The sequence below is a fragment of the Oceaniglobus sp. K40-3 genome (genome assembly GCF_055808395.1).
Map to the genome: position 1 here is coordinate 2,348,985 of NZ_CM147868.1, position 21,785 is coordinate 2,370,769.

General features: G+C 58.2%; 16 protein-coding genes, 1 tRNA gene and 8 pseudogenes. 15 read left to right on the plus strand and 10 right to left on the minus strand.

From position 1 onward, the window contains the following. Positions 1-25 precede the first annotated feature (25 nt). Together AC0L7P_RS12225 and AC0L7P_RS12230 are read right to left on the minus strand one after the other, a co-directional pair. Complete coding sequence (locus tag AC0L7P_RS12225) at positions 26-1,195, minus strand: L,D-transpeptidase family protein (protein WP_473433018.1); 1,170 nt, start codon at positions 1,193-1,195, stop codon at positions 26-28. Further along, positions 1,179-1,649, minus strand: coding sequence for a L,D-transpeptidase scaffold domain-containing protein (locus tag AC0L7P_RS12230; RefSeq protein ID WP_473433019.1), 471 nt, complete (start codon positions 1,647-1,649; stop codon positions 1,179-1,181). Before AC0L7P_RS12230 ends, AC0L7P_RS12225 begins: the two co-directional genes overlap by 17 nt. 339 nt (positions 1,650-1,988) lie before the next feature. Between AC0L7P_RS12230 and mepK the strand changes: the two genes are divergently transcribed. Continuing rightward, a complete protein-coding gene (gene mepK, locus AC0L7P_RS12235) occupies positions 1,989-2,558 on the plus strand; it encodes a peptidoglycan L,D-endopeptidase MepK (protein ID WP_473433020.1) in 570 nt (189 codons plus the stop codon). A 191-nt stretch (positions 2,559-2,749) separates the two neighbouring features. Here the strand turns inward: mepK and AC0L7P_RS12240 are convergent. Both AC0L7P_RS12240 and AC0L7P_RS12245 read right to left on the minus strand, forming a co-directional pair. Next, a pseudogene (locus AC0L7P_RS12240) lies at positions 2,750-3,657 on the minus strand (trimethylamine methyltransferase family protein). Further along, a complete protein-coding gene (locus tag AC0L7P_RS12245) occupies positions 3,545-4,294 on the minus strand; it encodes a trimethylamine methyltransferase family protein (protein WP_473433021.1) in 750 nt (249 codons plus the stop codon). The pseudogene AC0L7P_RS12240 and the gene AC0L7P_RS12245 overlap by 113 nt, the downstream one beginning before the upstream one ends. A 179-nt stretch (positions 4,295-4,473) precedes the next feature. Between AC0L7P_RS12245 and guaA the strand changes: the two are divergent. The 11 genes and pseudogenes from guaA to AC0L7P_RS12300 form a co-directional block, all read left to right on the plus strand. Beyond that, positions 4,474-6,035: pseudogene (gene guaA / locus AC0L7P_RS12250) on the plus strand (glutamine-hydrolyzing GMP synthase). Then, positions 6,032-6,936 (plus strand): annotated as a pseudogene (locus tag AC0L7P_RS12255) (DMT family transporter). The pseudogenes guaA and AC0L7P_RS12255 overlap by 4 nt, the downstream one beginning before the upstream one ends. Before the next feature lie 101 nt (positions 6,937-7,037). Beyond that, on the plus strand, positions 7,038-8,180 hold the full coding sequence (locus tag AC0L7P_RS12260; RefSeq protein ID WP_473433022.1) for an OmpP1/FadL family transporter: 1,143 nt from the start codon (positions 7,038-7,040) through the stop codon (positions 8,178-8,180). Between the two features lie 181 nt (positions 8,181-8,361). After that, positions 8,362-8,437, plus strand: a tRNA-Thr gene (locus AC0L7P_RS12265). Between the two features lie 178 nt (positions 8,438-8,615). After that, positions 8,616-8,993, plus strand: coding sequence for a hypothetical protein (locus AC0L7P_RS12270; protein WP_473433023.1), 378 nt, complete (start codon positions 8,616-8,618; stop codon positions 8,991-8,993). Next, positions 8,938-9,930 (plus strand): hypothetical protein, encoded by a 993-nt coding sequence (locus AC0L7P_RS12275; RefSeq protein ID WP_473433024.1) that lies wholly within the window; start codon positions 8,938-8,940, stop codon positions 9,928-9,930. Before AC0L7P_RS12270 ends, AC0L7P_RS12275 begins: the two co-directional genes overlap by 56 nt. Before the next feature lie 113 nt (positions 9,931-10,043). After that, a complete protein-coding gene (locus tag AC0L7P_RS12280) occupies positions 10,044-10,550 on the plus strand; it encodes a hypothetical protein (protein ID WP_473433025.1) in 507 nt (168 codons plus the stop codon). Further along, positions 10,547-11,173: a hypothetical protein gene (locus AC0L7P_RS12285; RefSeq protein WP_473433026.1), complete on the plus strand. Its 627-nt coding sequence runs from the start codon at positions 10,547-10,549 to the stop codon at positions 11,171-11,173. Before AC0L7P_RS12280 ends, AC0L7P_RS12285 begins: the two co-directional genes overlap by 4 nt. Next, positions 11,170-11,517: a hypothetical protein gene (locus AC0L7P_RS12290; RefSeq protein ID WP_473433027.1), complete on the plus strand. Its 348-nt coding sequence runs from the start codon at positions 11,170-11,172 to the stop codon at positions 11,515-11,517. Before AC0L7P_RS12285 ends, AC0L7P_RS12290 begins: the two co-directional genes overlap by 4 nt. A gap of 207 nt (positions 11,518-11,724) precedes the next feature. After that, positions 11,725-12,219, plus strand: a complete 495-nt coding sequence (locus AC0L7P_RS12295) for a hypothetical protein (RefSeq protein ID WP_473433028.1) — start codon at positions 11,725-11,727, stop codon at positions 12,217-12,219. Continuing rightward, positions 12,185-12,538 (plus strand): annotated as a pseudogene (locus tag AC0L7P_RS12300) (reverse transcriptase domain-containing protein); the annotation flags it as partial. The gene AC0L7P_RS12295 and the pseudogene AC0L7P_RS12300, both read left to right, overlap by 35 nt. Before the next feature lie 109 nt (positions 12,539-12,647). Here AC0L7P_RS12300 and AC0L7P_RS12305 read toward each other — a convergent pair. From AC0L7P_RS12305 to AC0L7P_RS12330, 6 genes and pseudogenes are all read right to left on the minus strand, one after another. Continuing rightward, a protein-coding gene (locus AC0L7P_RS12305) for an IS3 family transposase (RefSeq protein ID WP_473432659.1) occupies positions 12,648-13,801 on the minus strand; the annotation gives its coding sequence in 2 pieces (ribosomal slippage) (positions 12,648-13,552 and positions 13,552-13,801; 1,155 coding nt in all). 927 nt (positions 13,802-14,728) lie between these two features. Further along, positions 14,729-15,277, minus strand: coding sequence for a hypothetical protein (locus AC0L7P_RS12310; RefSeq protein WP_473433029.1), 549 nt, complete (start codon positions 15,275-15,277; stop codon positions 14,729-14,731). Positions 15,278-15,343: 66 nt separating this feature from the next. Beyond that, a protein-coding gene (locus AC0L7P_RS12315; protein WP_473432659.1) for an IS3 family transposase occupies positions 15,344-16,497 on the minus strand; the annotation gives its coding sequence in 2 pieces (ribosomal slippage) (positions 15,344-16,248 and positions 16,248-16,497; 1,155 coding nt in all). A 55-nt stretch (positions 16,498-16,552) separates the two neighbouring features. Then, positions 16,553-17,044: pseudogene (locus tag AC0L7P_RS12320) on the minus strand (transposase); the annotation flags it as partial. Positions 17,045-17,103: 59 nt separating this feature from the next. Next, positions 17,104-17,550 (minus strand): annotated as a pseudogene (locus AC0L7P_RS12325) (transposase); the annotation flags it as partial. A 230-nt stretch (positions 17,551-17,780) separates the two neighbouring features. After that, positions 17,781-18,083, minus strand: a pseudogene (locus AC0L7P_RS12330) (integrase core domain-containing protein); the annotation flags it as partial. A 112-nt stretch (positions 18,084-18,195) separates the two neighbouring features. Here AC0L7P_RS12330 and AC0L7P_RS12335 point away from each other — a divergent pair. The 3 genes and pseudogenes from AC0L7P_RS12335 (at position 18,196) to AC0L7P_RS12345 (ending at position 21,761) form a co-directional block, all read left to right on the plus strand. After that, positions 18,196-19,533: pseudogene (locus AC0L7P_RS12335) on the plus strand (IS30 family transposase). Positions 19,534-19,972: 439 nt separating this feature from the next. Further along, a complete protein-coding gene (locus AC0L7P_RS12340; protein ID WP_473433030.1) occupies positions 19,973-20,857 on the plus strand; it encodes a DMT family transporter in 885 nt (294 codons plus the stop codon). Between the two features lie 25 nt (positions 20,858-20,882). Continuing rightward, positions 20,883-21,761 carry an ATPase gene (locus AC0L7P_RS12345; RefSeq protein WP_473433031.1) on the plus strand — a complete coding sequence of 293 codons (879 nt, stop codon included), beginning with the start codon at positions 20,883-20,885 and terminating at the stop codon, positions 21,759-21,761. Positions 21,762-21,785: the final 24 nt, after the last annotated feature.

The window sequence follows — 21,785 nt, forward strand, 5'->3', positions numbered from 1 at the left end:
TCATGCCCTCTGGGTTGGGGCTGGTTTAGCTGCCGATCTGCGGCATTTCCACCCCGGCCGCACGCAGGGCATTCAGGATCTTGGCGTCACGTCCGTAAACATCGCCGCGATACTCCATCCCGCCCTCGGGTTTGGTATAGGCCGTGCGATAGACCAGATGCACCGGAACCGGCTGTTCCAGATTGATCCGGGATTCCGTGCCAGTGCGCAGATGGCTTTGAAACAAGGCCTTGGGGCTGTCCGATTGTTTGGCCAGCAGGGCATAGCCAAAATCAAACGGATCATTCAGGCGGATACACCCGTGGCTGAACGCCCGACGTTCGCGTGAGAACAGATTTTTTGCAGGCGTATCATGAAGATAGATGTTGTACTTGTTGGGAAACATGAACTTTACCAGCCCCAGCGCATTGCGCGAACTTGGCGGCTGGCGCATGGAAAATGGGAAATTCCGGGCGGTGTATTGTGCAAATCCACGGCCCCGGTTCACCTCGCGGCCCCGGCTGTCGGTGATTTTCAGATACCCGAGCGCATTGGGATTGCGCCGCAGCACCGGCAGATATTCATTCACCACGATCGAACGTGGGATATACCAACTGGGGTTGATGATCATATGGGTCATCACGTCCGAAAATTCGGGCGTCATCCGGTCGCTCACATCTTTGCCGATGACGCTGCGGGTTTCAAAGGTTACCTCGCCGTCATCAATGATCTGGGCTTTGAAATCGGTCAGGTTCACCCAGATGTGGCGCTTGCCCCGTTCGATATTCATCCAGCGTTCCCGTTCCAGAGACACCAATATTTGCCCCAGCCGGGTTTCAGGCGCGATGTTGAGACGCTCAATCGTCGTGCTACCGGCGAACCCATCGTCGGTCAGGCCGTTGTCGCGCTGAAACGCGGCCACGGCTTGCGTGATCTCATCATCATAGACGCGGGTGGCACTGCGGCGCAGATACCCCTCAGAGGTCAGCCGGTTGCGCAGGGCGATCACCTGATCCCCCGCCTCGCCCGGCTTGAGCGAATTTGCCGCCACGCGCGCACCCCATCCACCTTGCTGAATCTTGCGCTCAAGCTGCATCTTTTCACGAATCAGGCGGGTGTATTCCGGCGATCTGGGCGTCAGGCCCCGCAGATACGCCAGTGGCAGGCTTTTCTCGAACGCGCGCAGGGTGTCCAGACGGTCACGCAGGGGCACCACGCGTTTGATGCCCGAGATCAACGCGCGACGGCGTCAGGATGCCGGTGTTTATGTCCCGGGCATAGCGCAGGAACATACGGCTCATCTCGACTTCGATGCGCCCACGATCCCGGGTGCTGCGCGCCGAAGCGAGCAAGGCCCGCACATCAGCAGAACGGTATCGCCCCGCCGGAAGCCCGTGATCTGATGCCATATCAATGACTTGCAGGAAAGCGGCCCGGCGTTTCAGATCATCATCACCATCGCCGACCCAGATCGGCTCATACCCGTTTTCACGGTAAAAGGTCGAAAGCGCGTCATCTTTGGCGGCCGATTCGGCAATTGCCTGTTTAAAGGCCGTGACCTGGGCCGTGGCAGCGCCAACCGTCGGAGCAAGGGCGCCCGCCGACAGCAGCACCGCGACAGCCAGGGATTTGAACCGGGTCAGCGGGGCGGTGATGGTCTGGGTTCGCACGTATAAAACTCCGAAACTGAAAAATAACGCCATTGCACAGGCTTACCACCTGTACCTAAAGGAATCCTTGCCGCCAACCCGGCTTCTGTCCACTCACGTTTGCGACAGAAGCCCACTTTGCTGCGACAAACCATCGCGGGAGCAAACCGGGAATCCCGCCGAATGAAAAGCGGCGTTAAGCAAATTTTTGCCGATCTGGGGTAAACCGGTCACAGAGTGCGACCTTGCACCTTGGTCCAACCGCCCAGCCATGTCATAGAGACACTGCAACCTGGGGGACGAGGTGGCAATCAATGTCGCGAAAAGCGGCATACAGGTAAGAACGGGACAGAAGAACTCATGACAGATTCAAGCTCGAAGGGCCTCTCAAGGCGTGCTTTGCTGGGGGCTTTCGCCGCCACAACCGTGGCCGCAGCACCCACATATGCCAACGCTTTTGGCTTCCTGCGCGGCGCTGGCGATATCCGCCGCATCAAGATGTATTCCGGACGCACCGGTGAAAACATCGACATGATCTATTGGATCGAGGGCAATTATATCAAGGATGCCCTGACCGAGATCACCTATTTCATGCGCGACTGGCGCAACAACAAGATCATAACCATGGATCCGCGTACCGTTGATATCGTCGCGGCGGCGCATAATCTGTTGGATACCACCGAACCCTATATGCTGTTGTCCGGCTATCGTTCGCCCGAAACCAACGCCATGCTGCGCCGCCGCTCCAGCGGTGTTGCCAAGAATTCGCTGCACATGCGTGGGCAGGCCAATGATCTGCGGTTGCAGTCGCGTTCGGTCAACCAGATGGCGCGCGCCGCTCTGGCCTGTCATGCGGGTGGCGTCGGTCGTTACTCCAGATCCGATTTCGTCCATATGGATTGCGGCGCCGTCCGCCATTGGGGCAGTTGATCGTTTCCCTGTCCCGGAGCCATTAACCACCACATTGATTCCTCGTTCGCTTTGGGCGGCTGCAGTGCGCGGTCGCCCTTTTTCGTGTCTGAATATAACGCCGCAACGCAAAAGCGGTTCCCTGTGCCGGAAACAAAAACGCCCGGCGGTTGGCCGGGCGTTTCAATCACACAGTCAAAAGGCACCGGCGCCTAGCCGAACGCATCGGGCATCGAGGCCTTCTTTTCTGCGATATAGGCCTCCAACGCCTCGGCAATCGCCGGGTCGAGGGCCGGCTGAACATAATCACCAAGCAGCTTTTTCACCCGCAGGCTTGCCAATGTCTGGGTGTCGCGTGCGCCTTCCTCGTCCCATGTCTCAAACGGTTTGTAATCAAACAGATCTGACCGCCAGAACGCCGCTTTGAAATTGTTCTGGGTATGGGCACAGCCCAGATAATGCCCCCCGGCCCCACCTCGGCAATCGCATCCATGGCCTGCCCGTTTTCGGTGATGTCCACGCCGCGCGCCAAACCATGCAGCGCGCCCAACTGATCGGCGTCCATGACGAACTTTTCGTAGCTGCTGACCAACCCGCCCTCAAGCCAGCCACAGGCGTGGAGCATGAAATTCACCCCCGACAGCAACCCGACATTCAGGGAATTGGCGGTTTCATAGGCCGCCTGGGCATCGGGCAGCTTCGATCCACAGAATGACCCGGCCGAACGATACGGCAGGCCCAACCGCCGCACCAACTGCCCCGCGCCATAGGTGATCTGCGCCGCCTCGGGCGTGCCAAACGTGGGCGCGCCGCTGTTCATGTCGATCGAGGTCACAAAGGCCCCGGCGATGATCGGCGCACCGGAGCGCACCAATTGCGAATAGGCGACACCGGCCAGAATCTCGGCCAGAACCTGTGTCAGCGTCCCCGCCACCGATACCGGCGCCATGGCCCCGCCCACGATAAACGGCGAAATGATGCAGGCCTGATTGTTGGCGGCGTAAATCTCAAGCGCGCCCATCATCGTGCCGTCGAATGTCAGGGGCGAATTGATATTGATAAGCGAGGTCATCACCGTGTTCTGATCGACGAAATCCGCCCCGAACAACAGCTTGCACATATCCACCGAGATCCTGCGCCCGTGCCGGTTCGGTTACCGACCCCATGAATGGTTTGTCGGAATATACCATATGGGCGTGCAACATATCCAGATGCCGCTTGTTCACGGCCACATCTGTGGGTTCGCACACCGTGCCGCCCGAATGATGCAGCCATTTGGACATATAGCCAAGTTTTACGAAATTGCGGAAATCCTCCATGGTGGCATAGCGCCGCCCACCTTCCGCATCGCGCACGAACGGCGGGCCATAGACCGGTGCCAGCACCAGATTGCGCCCACCGATCTCGACGTTACGCTCGGGGTTGCGGGCGTGCTGGGTGAACTGGCCGGGGGCCGTCTGGCACAGTTTGCGCGCCAGACCACGCGGAATGCGCACCCGATCACCATCGATCGCCGCGCCTGCATTGCGCCACCGCTCCAGCGCGCCGGGGTTTTCGGGGAAATTGACGCCGATTTCCGCCAGCACCGTTTCGGCGTTATGCTCGATCACTTCGATGGCTTCGGCGTTCAGGATTTCAAGATCCGGAATGTTGCGTTCGATGAAACGCGCGGCTTCGATCCGCACCGCGGTGCGTTCGGCGCGGCGTGCGGCGCCGCCACCGCCTCTGGCCCGTCGGGGCGCTGCTGTTTCGGACATGGTGATACTCCCCGTCTGTTTGCCAAGGCGTATCCTTTTGCCTGTCCATATCAACGCCGGTTTTCGCCCCATCCGGGCCAATACCGACCTTGCCGTTTCTCTTTTGCAAAAATACTCAATTGCGCGTCTGGCCCACACACCATCTTGCGCACGGGGGCGCCCTGCAATATTCGCATGGCATGAGTGATATATCCCACGAGCGCCTTCTTATCATCGACTTCGGCAGCCAGGTGACGCAGCTTATTGCGCGGCGCCTGCGTGAACTGAATGTCTATTGCGAAATCCATCCGTTTCAAAATGTGGACGATGCCTTTCTGGCCGACTTTGCGCCAAAGGCGGTGATCCTGTCGGGTGGCCCTGCCAGCGTGATTGCCGAAGGGTCACCCCGCCCCCCGAGGCGGTGTTTACCCTTGGCGTACCGGTTCTGGGCATCTGTTACGGGCAACAGGTGATGATGCAGATGTTGGGCGGCGAAGTGTTGCGCGGCCACGGCACCGCCGAATTCGGGCGCGCCTATGTCACCCCCACCGACCATGGAACCGATCTTTTGACCGGGTGGTTTCTTGAGGGGCGCGAACAGGTTTGGATGTCGCACGGCGACCACGTTGCGAAAATCGCCCCGGGGTTTGAGGTGTCAGCCACGTCACCCAACGCCCCCTTTGCGGTGATTGCCGATGTGAAGCGCCGGTTTTACGCGGTGCAATTCCACCCCGAGGTTCACCACACCCCCAATGGCAAGACGCTTTATGAAAATTTCGTAAAGATCGCCGGGTTCACCGGGGATTGGACCATGGGCGCCTACCGCGAACAGGCCATCGCGGCGATCCGCGAACAGGTCGGCGATGCCAAGGTGATCTGTGCCTTGTCGGGGGGCGTCGACTCATCCGTCGCCGCCGTGCTGATTCACGAGGCGATCGGCGAACAGCTTACCTGTGTCTATGTGGATCACGGGCTGATGCGCGAAGGCGAGAGCGAGCAAGTCGTCGGCATGTTCCGCGAGCATTACAACCTGCCCCTGATCCACGCCGATGAATCCGATCTGTTTCTGGGTGAACTTGACGGCGTAAGTGACCCGGAAACCAAGAGAAAAATCATTGGCCGGTTGTTCATTGACGTGTTCCAGAAACACGCCGACGAAATTGGCGGTGCCGCGTTTCTGGCCCAGGGCACACTGTACCCCGATGTGATTGAATCCGTGTCATTTTCCGGTGGGCCAAGTGTCACGATCAAAAGCCACCACAATGTTGGTGGCCTGCCCGAAAAAATGGGCATGAAACTGGTCGAACCCCTGCGCGAATTGTTCAAGGACGAAGTGCGCGCACTGGGGCGCGAATTGGGCCTGCCCGACAGCTTTATCGGGCGTCATCCTTTCCCTGGCCCCGGTCTTGCTATCCGCTGCCCCGGTGAAATCACCCGCGAAAAGCTGGCGATCCTGCGCCGGGCCGATGCGGTTTATATCGACCAGATCCGCAAACACGGGTTGTACGATGAAATCTGGCAGGCCTTCGTGGCCATCCTGCCCGTGCGCACCGTGGGCGTGATGGGCGACGGGCGCACCTATGATTTTGCCTGTGCCCTGCGCGCCGTCACCAGTGTCGATGGCATGACGGCAGATTATTACCCGTTCACCCACGAATTTCTGGGCGAAACCGCCACCCGCATCATCAACGAGGTGCCGGGCATCAACCGGGTGACCTATGACATCACCTCCAAACCGCCGGGCACCATCGAATGGGAATGATCCGGGCCACGGCCGCGCCATCCCCCGCGCCGGCCGAGGCCCAACCCCTGAAAGCTGCAATCTGGATGATCGGCGCCATCGTGTCGTTTTCCTCAATGGCAGTGGCAGGGCGCAGCCTGTCGAGCGAGCTTGATACCTTTGAAATCATGCTGTTCCGCTCGGTCATCGGGTTTGTGGCGGTTGTGGTGCTGGCGCGCGGCTTCGGTACGCTGCATCAGGTCAACCGCAGCCGGATCGGATTGCACCTCGTGCGCAATCTGTTCCACTTTTCCGGGCAGAACCTGTGGTTTTTCGCAATCGCGACCATCCCCCTGGCACAGGTCTTTGCGTTGGAATTCTCGTCACCGCTCTGGGTCACTCTGGCGGCGCCTTTTTTCTGAGCGAACGCTTGACCGCAGTGCGGTTGTTGTCCGCGCTCATGGGGTTTGTTGGCATCCTGATTGTCGCGCGCCCGTCGCTCAGCACGTTTGATCCGGGCATTGTCGCAGCGGCATTGGCGGCCATCGGGTTTGCCGGATCGGCGGTGTTCACCAAGATGCTGACGCGGGATCAATCGATCACCTGCATCCTGTTCTGGCTGACCGGCATGCAGGCGGTGTTCGGGTTGATCTGCGCGGGGTATGATGGTGATATCGCGGTGCCATCCACCGCGCTCTGGCCATGGGTCGTGCTGGTTGGCGGCGCCGGGTTGCTGGCTCATTTCTGCCTGACCACAGCACTGAGCCTTGCGCCCGCGACCATCGTGATGCCGTTCGATTTCCTGCGCCTGCCGGTGATCGCCACGGTCGGGATGCTCGCTTATGGCGAACCTCTGGATATTTATGTCGTGCTGGGCGCCGTCATTATCTTTGCGGCGAATTATCTCAATATCTGGACCGAGGCCCAAGCGCGGCGAAAATGACGCAGCGGCATCAAATTTTCGTGACGCGGCGTAAAGAATTGACCAAATTTAAACTATCCTCAAAGTTGTATGTAACAAAATACAGCATTGGGGGAGATGTGATGAGTAAGCTAGTATTGGCAGGAGTGGCCGGTTTGATGTCGGCCAGTGTCGCGCAGGCGGGCGGGGTTGATCGTTCGGGGCAATCCGTCGCCGTGATCTTTGAGGCGGGCAATTATTTCGAGGCGAGCCTTGGCAGCGTCTCTCCGTCCATCAGTGGCGTCGGCACCGCAACCAGCCCGACACCGGGCGGCAGCTCGGGCGATATGGCTTCGTCGTACCTTCAGTCGGGCGCCGCGTACAAACACAGTTTTGGCAACGGTCTGGACGTGGCATTGATTTTTGATCAACCGTTCGGCGCCGATGTCTCCTACCCGGGTGCACAACCCTATTTCGCCCGTGGTACGGTTGCGGAACTATCCTCAAGCGCGTTGACCGCTGTGGTGAAATACAAGTTCCCCTCCAATGTCAGCGTTTTTGGCGGCCTGCGCTATCAGACGTTCAGCGCCGATGCGACGATCCCGTTTGTGACCGCCGGGCCGACAACCCCCGGCGTCGTCACCCCCGGCGCGCCCTATACCGCCAAGGGCGAAAAGGACGGCGGTTTTGGCTATCTCGTGGGCATCGCCTATGAAAAGCCCGAGATCGCGCTGCGCGTCGCCCTGACCTATAATTCAAAGATCAAACACTCGCTGTCCACCACCGAAACCTCGGCGTTCGCCAGTCCGGTCAACACCGTGACCGAAATTGATGCCCCCCAGTCAGTGAACCTCGAATTTCAAACGGGCGTGGCCAAGGACACCCTGGTGTTCGGCTCGGTCCGCTGGGTCAACTGGAGCGATTTTGACATCACGCCCGTCGTCTATAAGGGCCTCACTGGCAATTCCCTGGTCAGCTATGCCGACGATACCTATTCCTTCACGCTGGGCGTCGGGCGCAAGCTGAACGAAAACTGGTCGGTTGCCGGGACGGTCGGATATGAAAAGCAGAACGGTGGGTTTGCCGCGAACCTTGGCCCGACTGACGGATATATCTCGGCCGGACTGGGCGCGACCTATACCATGGACCGGGTAAAAGTGACGGGCGGGATTCGCTATGTGGATATCGGCAATGCCCAAACCACCCTGGGCGGCGGCGTGGCCGCATCTGAATTCCGCAAGAACCATGCCATCGGTGTCGGGCTGAAGGTCGGCTATACGTTCTGAACGCGCAATCGCGCGTCACGAAAGGCCCGGGCAATCGTCCCGGACCTTTCTCTGCAACATCGGTTCACCTGATGGTGTGGGTGATATTCGATTTGGTCGCCAAAACGCGGATATGACGGATTGCGCTTTGCGCGCCAATCGTCTAAACGCCCCCTCGGATGGTCTGACCTTCCAACAGATTGCCCCTATAGCTCAGCTGGTAGAGCAACTGATTTGTAATCAGTAGGTCCGCGGTTCGAGTCCGTGTGGGGGCACCATTTAAATCATTGGAAATGAAGAGAAAATCTTACGCCGCGCCGCAGGCGGCTGACCATTTTCAAACGTTTTTCAAACGCTGACGATTTTCACGACTCATTCGTTTGATAATTCGCCTATTCTGCAATTCTGGTTTCCTGATCGCCTTGCGGTTGCTACCCTTCGTGTCAGGAGGGCGCGATGCACCTATATATGTCCGGCACGCCGAAGAACGACGCCTTTCAAGCGATAGAAAATCAGCTTTGTTCGCACAGGCTGTTCTCTATGCACGGCGAATATGCGCGTGAGGTCATGAAGTGGCTGGGCATGGTCAAAGCAGGCATTCGGACCTTTGACGATTATTGCGAGTATCTACCAACGGCTGTCGCTCGGCTGGAGCGGAAGGACCAGGAGCAGCGCTCTTTAATGGCGCAACGTGGTATTGACGAAGAGTGGGTGCCCTATACAGAGGCGCTTCGCACCGCGAGCCCAGTGCCGAGCGCCCTCTTGTCCCTCGCATATCATGCTCGATTCTGGTGCCTTCACGGCGTGGAACGCAGGCGCGTCGGTTACGCTTGAAGAGGTCAAGGCGGCTTACTCGCGCTTCCTCACTCATGCGGACGGCCTGTTCAAAGAAATCTGGCTGATCAATTTGGATGTCATTCCCGGCGAAAAAGGTCGTGATCCGACGCCACAGGAGTTGCGAGACGCTACGGAGCAGTCAGATCGAAACCTCACGGCCCTTCGTGCAGAGTTTGGCGATTGTGTGCTGCCTGTGTTCCATCAAGGCGAAGGCAAAGAACGGCTGCTCGAAGTTGTCGATCAGGCGAAAGATTACCTTTGCCTTTCCCCGAACAATGAGAAGCCTGAAGGGGAGCGTTGGCGTTGGGCACAACTGGCTAGAATGGCGCTCAGTGACCTTTCCTGCGATGTGCAAACGCATGGCCTCGCCACGACCGGGAACGATATGATCCGCGAAGCTGGCCTAACGTCAGGCGATTCTGCGGCTTGGAATGAGCATGGGTTCTATGGCGCTGTCGACCTCGTGGAAGATGAGATGTATCCGCAGGACAAGTTTAAGTTGCTAAGGACGGAAAACGGTGAACTTGACCGGGTAGGAGGACACATCGTGGAGCGGTCACGGCTTCGGTATCGTGGCTATCACATCGGAGTCGAGATGGACGACTACGATCTAAAATCTCAATCTAAGATGATCAGCAATGATCGAAACATTTCGTTTCTGCCTAAGCGCAAACGGGAATGGGTGCGAACTCAAGTTGAGAGCTACTTCCCATGGACGCTTGCGCTTACCGATCAACGGGCGCGCAGCCTGATCTGTATGGGTGAGTTGCGCACCTTTGCCGAGGCTTTCGAATGGCAGGCACCGGGGGTGCGGCAATACGACGATGCAGGCAAATTACTTCCCTCGCCATTCGGCGAGGAACTGCGTGGCTATCCAACCCAAGAGGATCGCGCCCGCTTCTTATCCGAGCAATTTTTCGAAGGCCGCTTATGACTGGGCCTGATTGCAGAACCCCCGTGCCTCCGGGTTTCCGTGAGGCGCTACTTACCGCCAATAAGTTTCGAGGGCGCGGGACGAAGCTGTTCCCGTGGCTAGGGTTCGTCGAGTTGGCGGGCACGCAGCTATATGCCTCAGACAATCAGTCGATTGTGGCGATAGACATTGGTGTGGACTTGGGTGCTGCGACCTTCACTTCGGGTGACATCGCTGTATTAAAGGCGATGGGTGACGATCCCGGCACTTGCGATTTCAGCGATGGCACGGCATTTGCTTGGGAAGACGGGCGCTGGTTCACCTCAGAAACGCAGCCCGATACTCGGCTGTCTGACCATTGCCGCCCGCTGATTGAGAAGTATTGGCATGAAGGCCGTGAGATCAGGCCTATGGCTTCCGTCTTCGTAGCCAGAGCCAAGCGAGGCAAGCTGAACCGCATCGTCAAGTTTCCGGCTCAGAGCATAGGTGAGAAACACCATCAATACTGGCACGCCGGCACAATATCGAAGGTGATGTCCGTTGCAACCGCCTACGATCCCGACGCATCACCGACCCCATTTTCGTTTCCTAGTGGAAAGGGCTTGATCGTAAAACCGTCTAAGGGCAGAATCGTCGCATGAACGAGACCTACACAGACGGGTTCTTCTACCACCCAGACGCCGCCGTTGCGCAGCGTGTGGCCGATGGAGAGTTGAACCCACGTCTCGACGACCTCTTTGTCACAGCACTGGAAGAAACCGTTTCGGCCAAAGCTGCTGCGGAAAAACGCGTCACCCGCCTCAGAAACCGTCTAAGCGAGATCGAAGATGAGATCGCCAAGGCGGATGCCGAAGTGGCCCGTATCAACGAGCATCATCAACGTCAGTACGAGGCAATGGCCAAGTATGAGCGCGGCGATGACTTGGACGCAGATGAGCAAAACCTTCTGACCCCTGAGTTTTCAGACCTCGTGAGTAAGCAACGTAAGGCGGACGTTGAACGCCGGTTTGAAGAACACGAAGACACGTTCAAAAAGCTGGAAGGTGATGATTGGAGCATTGAGACGAAGCGCGTCGAAGATGGCTTTCTCTATGTGACCGTCAAGCGCGCGGTTGAGGTGGTTGCCGCCCCCGAAGTCAAAGTTGCAAAGCGGGTTGCCAGGGCCTTAGCGAAATTCTTTTCTCCTGATTTTGACCGCGCCGAACGCGTTCACATGTGGGATCGCCGCGTCTCATTGCGCCCCCTAAATCCCGGTGCCGGATGATCAAGTCAGAGGATGATTTGTTTCGGCTGTTCGGTGGCGATGATCCTACAAAGCCCGGAAGCAGCGAAAGAGCTTTCACTACAATTGAACTTGAGCTTGAAGATCGCAAGGAATTTGACCGCTATCGTGGTGATCCTGAAAAATCGCCTCAGCAGAATGTTGCAGCGTCTCGAAAGCTGATCAAGAAAGTCGAGCTATCCGACCCTAGTCGCCACTACCTGTTAGTCGGAGGCAAAAGAGAAGTGCGCGTTGATCAATCCCGCCTGTTGAAGGTCGGGAAGGCAATGCGTGATCCTGAATTGACGGTTCAGTATTCAGGTGTGTCAAACTCAGTCTCAGATTGACACTGCTCGCCGGGTTTGCTCTTTTACAATTATGGCGCGAAGCCTAGGTGGGGCGTGATCTACCCGGCTCTTATGGGGTCGAAGACGTCCTTTTCGGGAAACTGAATTGGCGACGATGGTTCGAGAGTTCTATCGGATGGTGCGGCGATCTAGGTTGTCGTTTCCCCTTACTCTATGCGCCCCACCGAATAGCTATAGTGGGTTAAGATGCGCAACGAACTTAGGACGGAAATAAAACGGTTAAGCAAAAAGGCTTTCGACAAAGAACGATCTCACCTCGAAAAACAAGATAAGTATAGAGAAAAGTTCACACGTCGCACCAATGTCGATGCTACCTTGCCCTCTGTGCGTTCAGCTAGGCCGTTGCATCGACACTTTGACCCCCGACATTGCAAGCGTAATGCAAATGTTCTAGCAACTGCTATTTGGCACAAAGTTCTTCGATACGAATACGATCCTGAACCGGCAATAAATTTTCAAATACCCAAGCCAGACGGGACAACTCGAGATGTTACGGCTTTCGGTATTCCTGACGCCGCGCTTGCTAATGTGCTGCTGCGAAGAACCCTTGAACGAAATAAGAAGCGACTTTCTCCACATTCTTACGCTTATCATCCAGACAAGAACGTGTTTGATGCGATCCTTGCACTCAGGGATTTTGACAAAGATGGAAAGCTGTTTGCAGTTCAGATTGATTTCTGAAAAATATTTCGACAACATTCCAGCCAATTATTTGAAAAGGAAAATTTCCGACCGATCTGCGGTCAGCTTGACACCGCATGAGCGTCACATTTTCGAGTCCTTTCTTCACCATCGCTTAGGCGATGCCGAGGCGCATAGAACTCTAACTTTTCGACGGAAGATCAAAGGAACCCCTCAGGGTTCTTCCTCATCGCTCTTTTTGGCAAATCTAGCAAATCATGATCTTGACCGGAAATTATCGGCGGAGTCAGGCAAGTTTGTTAGATTTGCTGACGACGTAGTAGCGATCTGTGGTAGCTATGAGGAGGCGCAGCGCCTTGAACGATGCTTTGACCGACATTGTTCTGAAAGTGGTCTGATCGTAAATCGTAAGAAATCTCCGGGAATTGCTGTGATCTCGGATGACCTGCCCCCCGGTCGTCCCTCATTCATAACGAGAGTCCTTGGGTTTGATAGTCGTCGATTTCGGGTGTGGCAAGCGCGCCGGGCGCGGTGCCATCATGTAGGTCAAGCGCCCGGCGCGCTTCTGCTGGGGTCTTGTTGCCGAGCGATGAGTGTGGCCTGACGTTGTTGTAATCGTAGCGCCAGAGGGCCAGCGTTCGGCGGGCATCTGCCAAGGTGTCGAAGATCTCTTCGTTCAGGCATTCATCGCGGAGGCTGCCGTTGAATGACTCGATGTAGCCGTTCTGCTGCGGCTTGCCGGGATCGATGTAATGCCACTCGACCTTGTTGTCGTTTGCCCATTTCAGGATCGCTTTGCTGGTAAACTCGGTGCCATTGTCCGAGACAATGCAGGCGGGCCTCCCATAGATCCGGACCAGCGCATCCAACTCCCGTGCGACCCTGGCCCCGGAGATGCTCGTGTCCGGGACCAGGCATAGGTTTTCGCGGCAGCAATCGTCGTTCACAGCCAGGATGCGGAATTTGCGACAGGCTCCGAAGGTGTCGGACAGGAAGTCCAAGGACCAGCGCTGGTTCGGGCGCAATGGCACTGGCATCGGTGTGCGGCTGCCTCGCGCCCGTTTCCGGCCTCTACGGCGGCGCACTGACAGACCCTCTTCCCGGTAAATTCGGTAAAGTTTCTTTTCGTTCATAATCATGCCCACGCGCTCCAGCAGGACGCCAATGCGCCGGTAACCGAACCGGCGCCGTTTCTCAGCAATCTTGTTCATTTCCAGGCGGACCTCCGGATTATCGGGCGATCTTTCGCGCCGCACGGTCTTGGGATCGACACCGATCAGGACGCAGACCCGGCGTTGAGAGATCGGATGATCCCGCATCGCCCGCAGCGCTGCGTCCCGCCGTTGCATCGGCGTCGTCAGGGCTTTCCCAGGAGATCCTTCAGCACAACATTGTCCAGCATGACATCTGCCACTAGGCGTTTCAGCTTCGCGTTCTCATCCTCGAGCTGCTTCAGCCGCTTAGCATCGGACAAATCCATCCCGCCATACTTGGCCTTCAGCTTGTAGAACGTCGCAGGGCTCAGGCCATGCTTCCGGCACAGATCAGCGGTTGGCAAACCAGCCTCCTGCTCTTTGATCATCCCGATTATCTGCGCATCGGTAAAACGGCTTTTCCTCATCTCGTCTGCTCCTTCAGGTTGGGCAGACTCTACATCAGATTGAGGGAACTTCCGGGGGGCAGGTCACGGATCATCAACATGAAATTCGCACAATAAGTGACTTCACCTATTTAGGTTACGGGTTCAGCGACAAGGGGCTTACGCTTCCTCGAAAAACTGAGAAGAAACTCCGGCAAAAAGTATCGCGCTTAATCAATATATATTTGATTAATTCTCTCAAGTACGGGTTCAATCGCAGCAGAGCCAATCGAAGGTATGGCTATGACTGGGACTTGTTGGGCTTGGTGTATGAGCTTCGCAGAGGATTCTACGGAGGTCTGACAGAGCAAGAGATCCAAGACTTTCTCTACAACGGTAGGCGCCTTTCAAAAATGAGGGGATTAATGGGCTTTTATTGCCTTATTGAAGACCCAACCGTTCTCAAAGCTCTCGATGGCTGGACAGTAAATATGGTTCGGCGCGCTAGTGTGCAGCGGCGACACATTTTGAGGACCCAATACCGCCGCAACTGCCCGACCCCTTCTAACGAGGAATTAATATTGGGAAATTGGATTGCGTCGTCGGCTTGGCGTTCCGATGATGATGGGACGGATGAGGTTGAAGTCGGTTTCCCCAGTTTGATGCGCGGTTGGCGTGCCGCCAGGAAGCACTTCTTCACGTTTGGTCTAGAGGGAGTGCAAGCTCCAGGCTACGATTCTTCATTTGATGTTTCGATACTATTTGACGCTTTTGATTACTGACTTACGCGGCTCGATCCTCCGCCCATCAGCGCGCGTCTAAGGCGCGTCGCGGACTGGCGGGCGCAACGATGCCCAAAACATCGAGACGCCCATCAGCGGGCGATTTTTCGGGGGTGTTTGCCCGCGTCTCGAGCGCTTCGTCGGGCAACGGCAGGCGCGACGGCCACGAGCGCGACGAAAGCGCAGGTTAGAACCAGCCTTTTAGGGTCGAGACGCGGATATTCTGTGGCACGAGATACTGCGATGCGAAGGCCGCGACGATTAAGGCAATGCCTGTGTCGCCGTGACCCGAGGCGTTCCGCGACTGCGTGATGATCTGGTTTCCGGCGGCTGTGGTCTGCGTCGTGAAGGACGACAGGTCTTCCTCGATCTCCTTCCGCATTGGAAGGTCTTGGGCGAACTTGAGGTCGCCCGATGCGAATAGCACGGCAAGGTTCTCGATCATCAGGGTCTTGGACGCGTTGACGTATCGACCCGCACGCCGCCAGTCCTGACCACCCGTCATCTGGACAGCCGTATGATCGACGGATTGCTCGTGCATCATGTCCGAGACGACCCGCCCGATGCTAGTGCCGTCGATGATAAGCTCCGACTTCCCTCCGAATGGAGGCGCGTTGCGCAGGCGGATCAGGTAGTCGACCACATCGACGTAGCTGACCCCCCTGAACTTGTCCGCGAAGACGACGGTGCGCTCGCGCGGCCCAAGGACGACGCGCGTGCCGTTGTAGATGGGCAATTGCTGGTCCTTTACGACGACCGCTGAGGAATAGTCGTTGTGACCTGCCCCCCGGTCGTCCCTCATTCATAACGAGAGTCCTTGGGTTTGATAGTCGTCGATTTCGGGTGTGGCAAGCGCGCCGGGCGCGGTGCCATCATGTAGGTCAAGCGCCCGGCGCGCTTCTGCTGGGGTCTTGTTGCCGAGCGATGAGTGTGGCCTGACGTTGTTGTAATCGTAGCGCCAGAGGGCCAGCGTTCGGCGGGCATCTGCCAAGGTGTCGAAGATCTCTTCGTTCAGGCATTCATCGCGGAGGCTGCCGTTGAATGACTCGATGTAGCCGTTCTGCTGCGGCTTGCCGGGATCGATGTAATGCCACTCGACCTTGTTGTCGTTTGCCCATTTCAGGATCGCTTTGCTGGTAAACTCGGTGCCATTGTCCGAGACAATGCAGGCGGGCCTCCCATAGATCCGGACCAGCGCATCCAACTCCCGTGCGACCCTGGCCCCGGAGATGCTCGTGTCCGGGACCAGGCATAGGTTTTCGCGGCAGCAATCGTCGTTCACAGCCAGGATGCGGAATTTGCGACAGGCTCCGAAGGTGTCGGACAGGAAGTCCAAGGACCAGCGCTGGTTCGGGCGCAATGGCACTGGCATCGGTGTGCGGCTGCCTCGCGCCCGTTTCCGGCCTCTACGGCGGCGCACTGACAGACCCTCTTCCCGGTAAATTCGGTAAAGTTTCTTTTCGTTCATAATCATGCCCACGCGCTCCAGCAGGACGCCAATGCGCCGGTAACCGAACCGGCGCCGTTTCTCAGCAATCTTGTTCATTTCCAGGCGGACCTCCGGATTATCGGGCGATCTTTCGCGCCGCACGGTCTTGGGATCGACACCGATCAGGACGCAGACCCGGCGTTGAGAGATCGGATGATCCCGCATCGCCCGCAGCGCTGCGTCCCGCCGTTGCATCGGCGTCGTCAGGGCTTTCCCAGGAGATCCTTCAGCACAACATTGTCCAGCATGACATCTGCCACTAGGCGTTTCAGCTTCGCGTTCTCATCCTCGAGCTGCTTCAGCCGCTTAGCATCGGACAAATCCATCCCGCCATACTTGGCCTTCAGCTTGTAGAACGTCGCAGGGCTCAGGCCATGCTTCCGGCACAGATCAGCGGTTGGCAAACCAGCCTCCTGCTCTTTGATCATCCCGATTATCTGCGCATCGGTAAAACGGCTTTTCCTCATCTCGTCTGCTCCTTCAGGTTGGGCAGACTCTACATCAGATTGAGGGAACTTCCGGGGGGCAGGTCAGGTCCAGCGCCCGGGACTGCCATTCCCGAACCTCATCCAGCACCGCGTCGGTCACGCGGCTGATCAAGTCTGGCGATACCTGAAGGCCATAGACGTCTTCGAGATGGGCGCGGATGTCACGGACCGTCAGACCGGCGGCATAGAGGCCGATGATCTTGTCATCCATTCCATCGATCCGGGTCTGGCCCTTCTTCACCAGTTCAGGCTCGAAGCTGCCGTCCCGGTCCCGCGGCACTGCGATCGGCAGTTCGCCGTCTTGCCCCTTCAATCTCTTGGCAGATGACCCGTTGCGACGGTTGGCCTGATAAGGCGGGGCATCCTTGCCGTCTTCATAGCCCAGATGTGCCGTCAGCTCAGCACCGAGCATTCGCTCCATCAGCTTGATCTTGAGCTCTTTCATCAGCCCGGCATCGCCAAGCAGATCTTCAGGCCGCTCGCAGCCCTTCAAAAGTTCGTCCAGCAGTTCCTTGGATATGGTCATCGTCCTTGCTCCTCTCAGGAAGCATGGACCAGATCGAAGTTACACAGAAGATCGGACACTCTCGTCAGAAAGGCATCGACCCGTTCATCAATTTCCTCGCAAAGCCGACTGACCTGGCTCTTGGAGATTCCGGTCCCGCCCATGGCCTGCACGAGATCGTCCATGGCTCTGGTCGATACGCCATGGACATAGGCTTCTTGAATAACGGCCGTCAGCGCCTTCTCCGCGGCCCGTCGAGGCTCCAGGAAAGAGGGAAAGTAGGAACCGGTGCGCAGCCGGGGGATGCGCAACTCCACACTGCCTGCCCGGGTCTGCCAATCCCGGTCGCGGTAGCCATTACGCTGCGCCAGACGTTCGACGCTCTTCTCGCCATAGTCGGCGCCGGTCCTGGCGCCGACCTCCAGGTCCATCAGCCGTTCGGCGGCGAAACCGATCATCTCGCGGAGCAAATCGGCATCGGCGCTCTTTTCCACAAGCGCACGCAGGTCCATCATCTGTTTGGTCATCGGGTGTAATCCTCGGTTCAGGTTGGTCATCACAACCCGACCCTACCGAGAAACCCGATGGCCACCGCAAGCTACACCACGTCCGGGGACGTCACCCGCTGTTCAAGCGGTATGGTCACTCAACTGAACAAGATACCATGCTGTATTTTATAGAGGATCAGTACGAAGCGATAGCAAATGGACTGGCGCTCTGAATCGCGCCGGTTTCACCGGAGACCTATAACTTCATTTCACGCGACCATATCGAGCACGTCGCGCTGTGCATAGAAGTTCTCTTCAGCCTCTGTTGGCGGGATGTTTCCGATGGGGCCAAGCAAGCGTCTGTTGTTGAACCAATCGACCCATTCGAGGGTGGCCATCTCCAGATCCTGCATGTTGCGCCACGGTCCCTGGCGATGGACCAGTTCGGTTTTGTAGAGGCCGTTGATCGTCTCGGCGAGGGCGTTGTCATACGAGTCTCCCAGGCTGCCGACCGATGGCTCGATCCCAGCTTCGGCCAAACGCTCGGTATAGCGGATGGACAGATATTGGGCGGATTCAACCGGTCGTCGCAACACCCCGTTTTTGGAGGTGTAAATAATGACAGGAAAACGGAAATCCGAGTGATCGACCCGTCCCAAATTATCCTCGCCAGGTCGGCCGCCAATCTGGCAGCGTGAGAATCTATGCCGGTTCTGGCGGGAGATTGCATCGGGGCTTTCGAGTGAGGAGGCCGCCGTTGAAGCGGGTGTCTCTGCTCCTGTCGGAACCCGATGGTTTCGGAGTTCTGGCGGACTGCCTCCCACACATCTTGCGCCATCGGCCGCTTGACCGAAGAGCCGTAGCCTTTCCTTCGCAGAACGTGAGGAAATAGCCCTTGAATGCGCGAGGGGCACAGGTATCCGCGCGATTGCACGGAAGGTGAAGAGATCGCCCAGCACGATCTCCCGAGAGATCAGGCGCAACTCGGCAACTCGTGGCGGAGATTACGACTACCGTGCGATCAACGCGCAGTGGCACGCTGACCGTGCAGCCAAGCGTCCGAAGGTCAGCAAGCTCGCGCTGAACCCTGCCCTGCGTGACTACGTGCAGGATCGGCTTTCCGGCCTCATTGCCGCACCGGACGGCATCGCCTTCAATGGGCCTGTTGTGGTATGGAAAGGACGGCGGGCCATTCACCGGCAGAGCCGACGCTGGTCCTCAGCCTGGAGCCCGGAGCAGATCGCGCAGCGTCTGAAGGTGGACTTCCCCGAGGACCCAACCATGCGCATCAGCCACGAAGCCATCTACCAAGCTCTTTATATTCAAGGGCGCGGCGCGCTGAAGCGGGAGCTGTCTGCCTGTCTCCGGTCCGGCCGTGCTCTCAGAGTGCCTCGCGAACGCGCACGGAACCGCGACAAGGCCTTCATCGCCGATGCGCTGATGATCAGCGACCGCCCGGAAGAAATCGGTGACAGGGCAGTTCCAGGCCATTGGGAGGGCGACCTCATTCTCGGTCTTGGCAGTTCGGCGATCGGCACGCTGGTTGAACGCACGACCCGCTTTACGATGCTCCTGCACTTGCCGCGCATGGAGGGGCACGGGACAAGGAAGTCTGCCAAAAATGGACCAGCCCTCGCCGGTCACGGTGCCGAAGCCATCCGGGATGCCATCGCGGGGACTATCCGCGGCTTGCCTGCTAACTTGCGGCGATCGCTGACTCGGGACCAAGGGGCCGAGATGGCACAACACGCGCAGCTTCGGATCGACACCGGTCTCGAGATCTACTTCTGCGATCCTCAGAGCCCTTGGCAGCGCGGCAGCAACGAGAACACCAACGGCTTGCTCCGCCAATACTTTCCGAAAGGGACAGACCTCAGCCAACACGGCGTCGACGAGTTGAGCGCCGTTGCCCATGCGCTCAACACGCGACCGCGCAAGACGCTGGGCTGGCAGACACCGGCGGAGGCTCTCGACCGGCTTCTCAGACAGGATATGATCGAAGGTGTTGCGACGACCGGTTGAATCCGCCTTGCCCGCCGCGATGCGAGTGGTGAATCAAGCCACCTTTCTGAACAGGCCATCGATCATGCAGGGCCTGTTCCAGCGCATCAAGGACAAAGTCAGTTCTGGCAGACCGCGAGACCCGCCACCACTGCGCCCATGGAAACGATGGCAGGGCGGCCAGACCACGTGATCGCGACGGGTATAAACAAACTGTCTGACTGTGGCATATGGAATGGTTTTTTCGCGCTCAGGCGCGCCCGGTCAAAAGACAGCGGATTTTGTCCAACGCCCTGATATGAAAGCGCCTCAACCTTCCCGCGCCCGACGAACACATCTGCAAAATCTGGACTTCGGAACCGGGCCGATCTACGCTGGGTCCGACCCACCAGATGCCGGGACTCAACACCTGAGATATGTCAGACCAGAAAACCCTTTCCCCCGCGCCTGGGCCGAACTGTTGCTGCTTTCGGCAATCTGGGGCGCGTCGTTTCTTTCGATCCGTATTGCGCTGGATGAAATCGGCGTGGCCACCGCCGTGGCGCACCGGGTCGGCTGGGCCGCGCTGATTCTGTGGGGCGTCATCGCCCTGCGCCGTCTGCCCCTGCCCCGCAATCCGCGCATCTGGGGCGCGTTTCTGGTCATGGGGCTGTTGAACAACGTCATTCCGTTTTCGCTCATGGCGTGGGGGCAGCTGCATATCGAAACCGGCCTTACGTCGATCCTGAACGCGGCGACCGCGATTTTCGGGGTGCTGGTGGCGGCCGCAGTCTTTGCCGACGAGCGGCTGACCCTGCGGCGCATTATCGGCGTGACTCTTGGGTTTCTGGGGGTTGCCACCGCCATCGGGATTGAGGCTTTGGCCGATTTCGACATCCGTTCACTGGCGCAACTGGCGGTGTTGGGGGGTACGCTCAGCTATGCCTTTGCCGGGGCGTGGGCGCGGCGCATGCTGGGCGGATTGCCCCCCGAAGTGGCCGCCGCCGGGATGCTGAGTGGCTCCACAATCATCATGGTACCGGCCGCCTGGATGATCGACGGGCCAATCACGCTTGACCTGGCGCCGCGCACGGTATTGGCCATCGGATATTACGCGGTGATCGCCACCGCCTTTGCCTATCTGCTGTATTACCGGGTGTTGGCCATGGCGGGGGCTGGCAATCTGATGCTCTGTACCCTGCTGATTCCGCCTGTGGCCATTGTTCTGGGGGTCGTGGTGCTCGGCGAAACCCTGCGCCCGACGGCCTATCTTGGGTTTGGGGTGCTTGCGCTGGGGCTGTTGATCCTGAACGGCAGGGGGCGACGGCGCATTCGCCCTCTACCAAATCCTGACGGGGCAGGATAAGACGCCGGAAAACACCGGAGGTCACATGCTCTATCCAACCGCCGAAAGCTGGCACGCCGCCCCCGGAAAACGGGTGATGTTGTTCGGCATGTCGGGGCTGGGCAAAACCCATGTGGCCAACACCCTGCGCGCCGGGGCGGGGTGGTTTCATTACTCCATAGATTACCGCATCGGCACCCGGTACATGGGCGAACATATCGCCGATAATTTCAAACGCGAGGCGATGAAGGTGCCGCTGTTGCGCGAACTTCTGCTGAGCGACAGCATCTATGTGGCCTCGAACATCACGTTCGACAATCTGGCGCCCCTGTCCACCTATCTGGGCAAACCCGGCAACCCCGACAAGGGCGGCCTGCCTTTTGCCCAATACATGCACCGGCAGGATCAACACCGCGAGGCCGAAACCGCCGCCCTGCTGGACACGGTGCATTTCATCGACCGGGCGCACAGCCTTTATGGCTATGACAATTTCGTCTGCGACACGGGCGGGTCGATCTGCGAGGTCGTCAATCCCGACGATCCCGATGATCCGGTGATGACAACGCTGTCATCCCATACCCTGCCGGTCTGGATTGAAGGAACCGACGCGCACGCCGCCCAACTGATCCGCCGGTTTGATCGTGCCCCAAAACCGATGTATTATCACCCGGATTTCCTGACCGCAGCCTGGGCCGAATATCTGAGCGAACACAATATGTCCGAGGGCGACGTTGATCCTGATGCCTTTGTGCGCTGGACCTATGCCCGCGCTCTGGCGCACCGCCGTCCACGCTATGGTGCCATGGCGCGCAACTGGGGCGTCACCGTCAGCGCCGAAGAGGTGGCGAACCTGCGCGATGCCGCCGGGTTTGATGCCCTGATCGCCAAGGCCATCGCGCGAACACCATCACGCGACAAGGGTTGAGCCGCACCCCCGCACCCTATCTGT

Coding starts and splice junctions, on each gene's coding strand:
- mepK (WP_473433020.1), top strand. CDS start 1,989: ATGACAGATTCAAGCTCGAAGGGCCTCTCAAGGCGTGCTTTGCTGGGG.
- AC0L7P_RS12245 (WP_473433021.1), bottom strand. CDS start 4,294: ATGTCCGAAACAGCAGCGCCCCGACGGGCCAGAGGCGGTGGCGGCGCC.
- AC0L7P_RS12260 (WP_473433022.1), top strand. CDS start 7,038: ATGAGTAAGCTAGTATTGGCAGGAGTGGCCGGTTTGATGTCGGCCAGT.
- AC0L7P_RS12270 (WP_473433023.1), top strand. CDS start 8,616: ATGCACCTATATATGTCCGGCACGCCGAAGAACGACGCCTTTCAAGCG.
- AC0L7P_RS12275 (WP_473433024.1), top strand. CDS start 8,938: ATGCTCGATTCTGGTGCCTTCACGGCGTGGAACGCAGGCGCGTCGGTT.
- AC0L7P_RS12285 (WP_473433026.1), top strand. CDS start 10,547: ATGAACGAGACCTACACAGACGGGTTCTTCTACCACCCAGACGCCGCC.
- AC0L7P_RS12290 (WP_473433027.1), top strand. CDS start 11,170: ATGATCAAGTCAGAGGATGATTTGTTTCGGCTGTTCGGTGGCGATGAT.
- AC0L7P_RS12295 (WP_473433028.1), top strand. CDS start 11,725: ATGCGCAACGAACTTAGGACGGAAATAAAACGGTTAAGCAAAAAGGCT.
- AC0L7P_RS12345 (WP_473433031.1), top strand. CDS start 20,883: ATGCTCTATCCAACCGCCGAAAGCTGGCACGCCGCCCCCGGAAAACGG.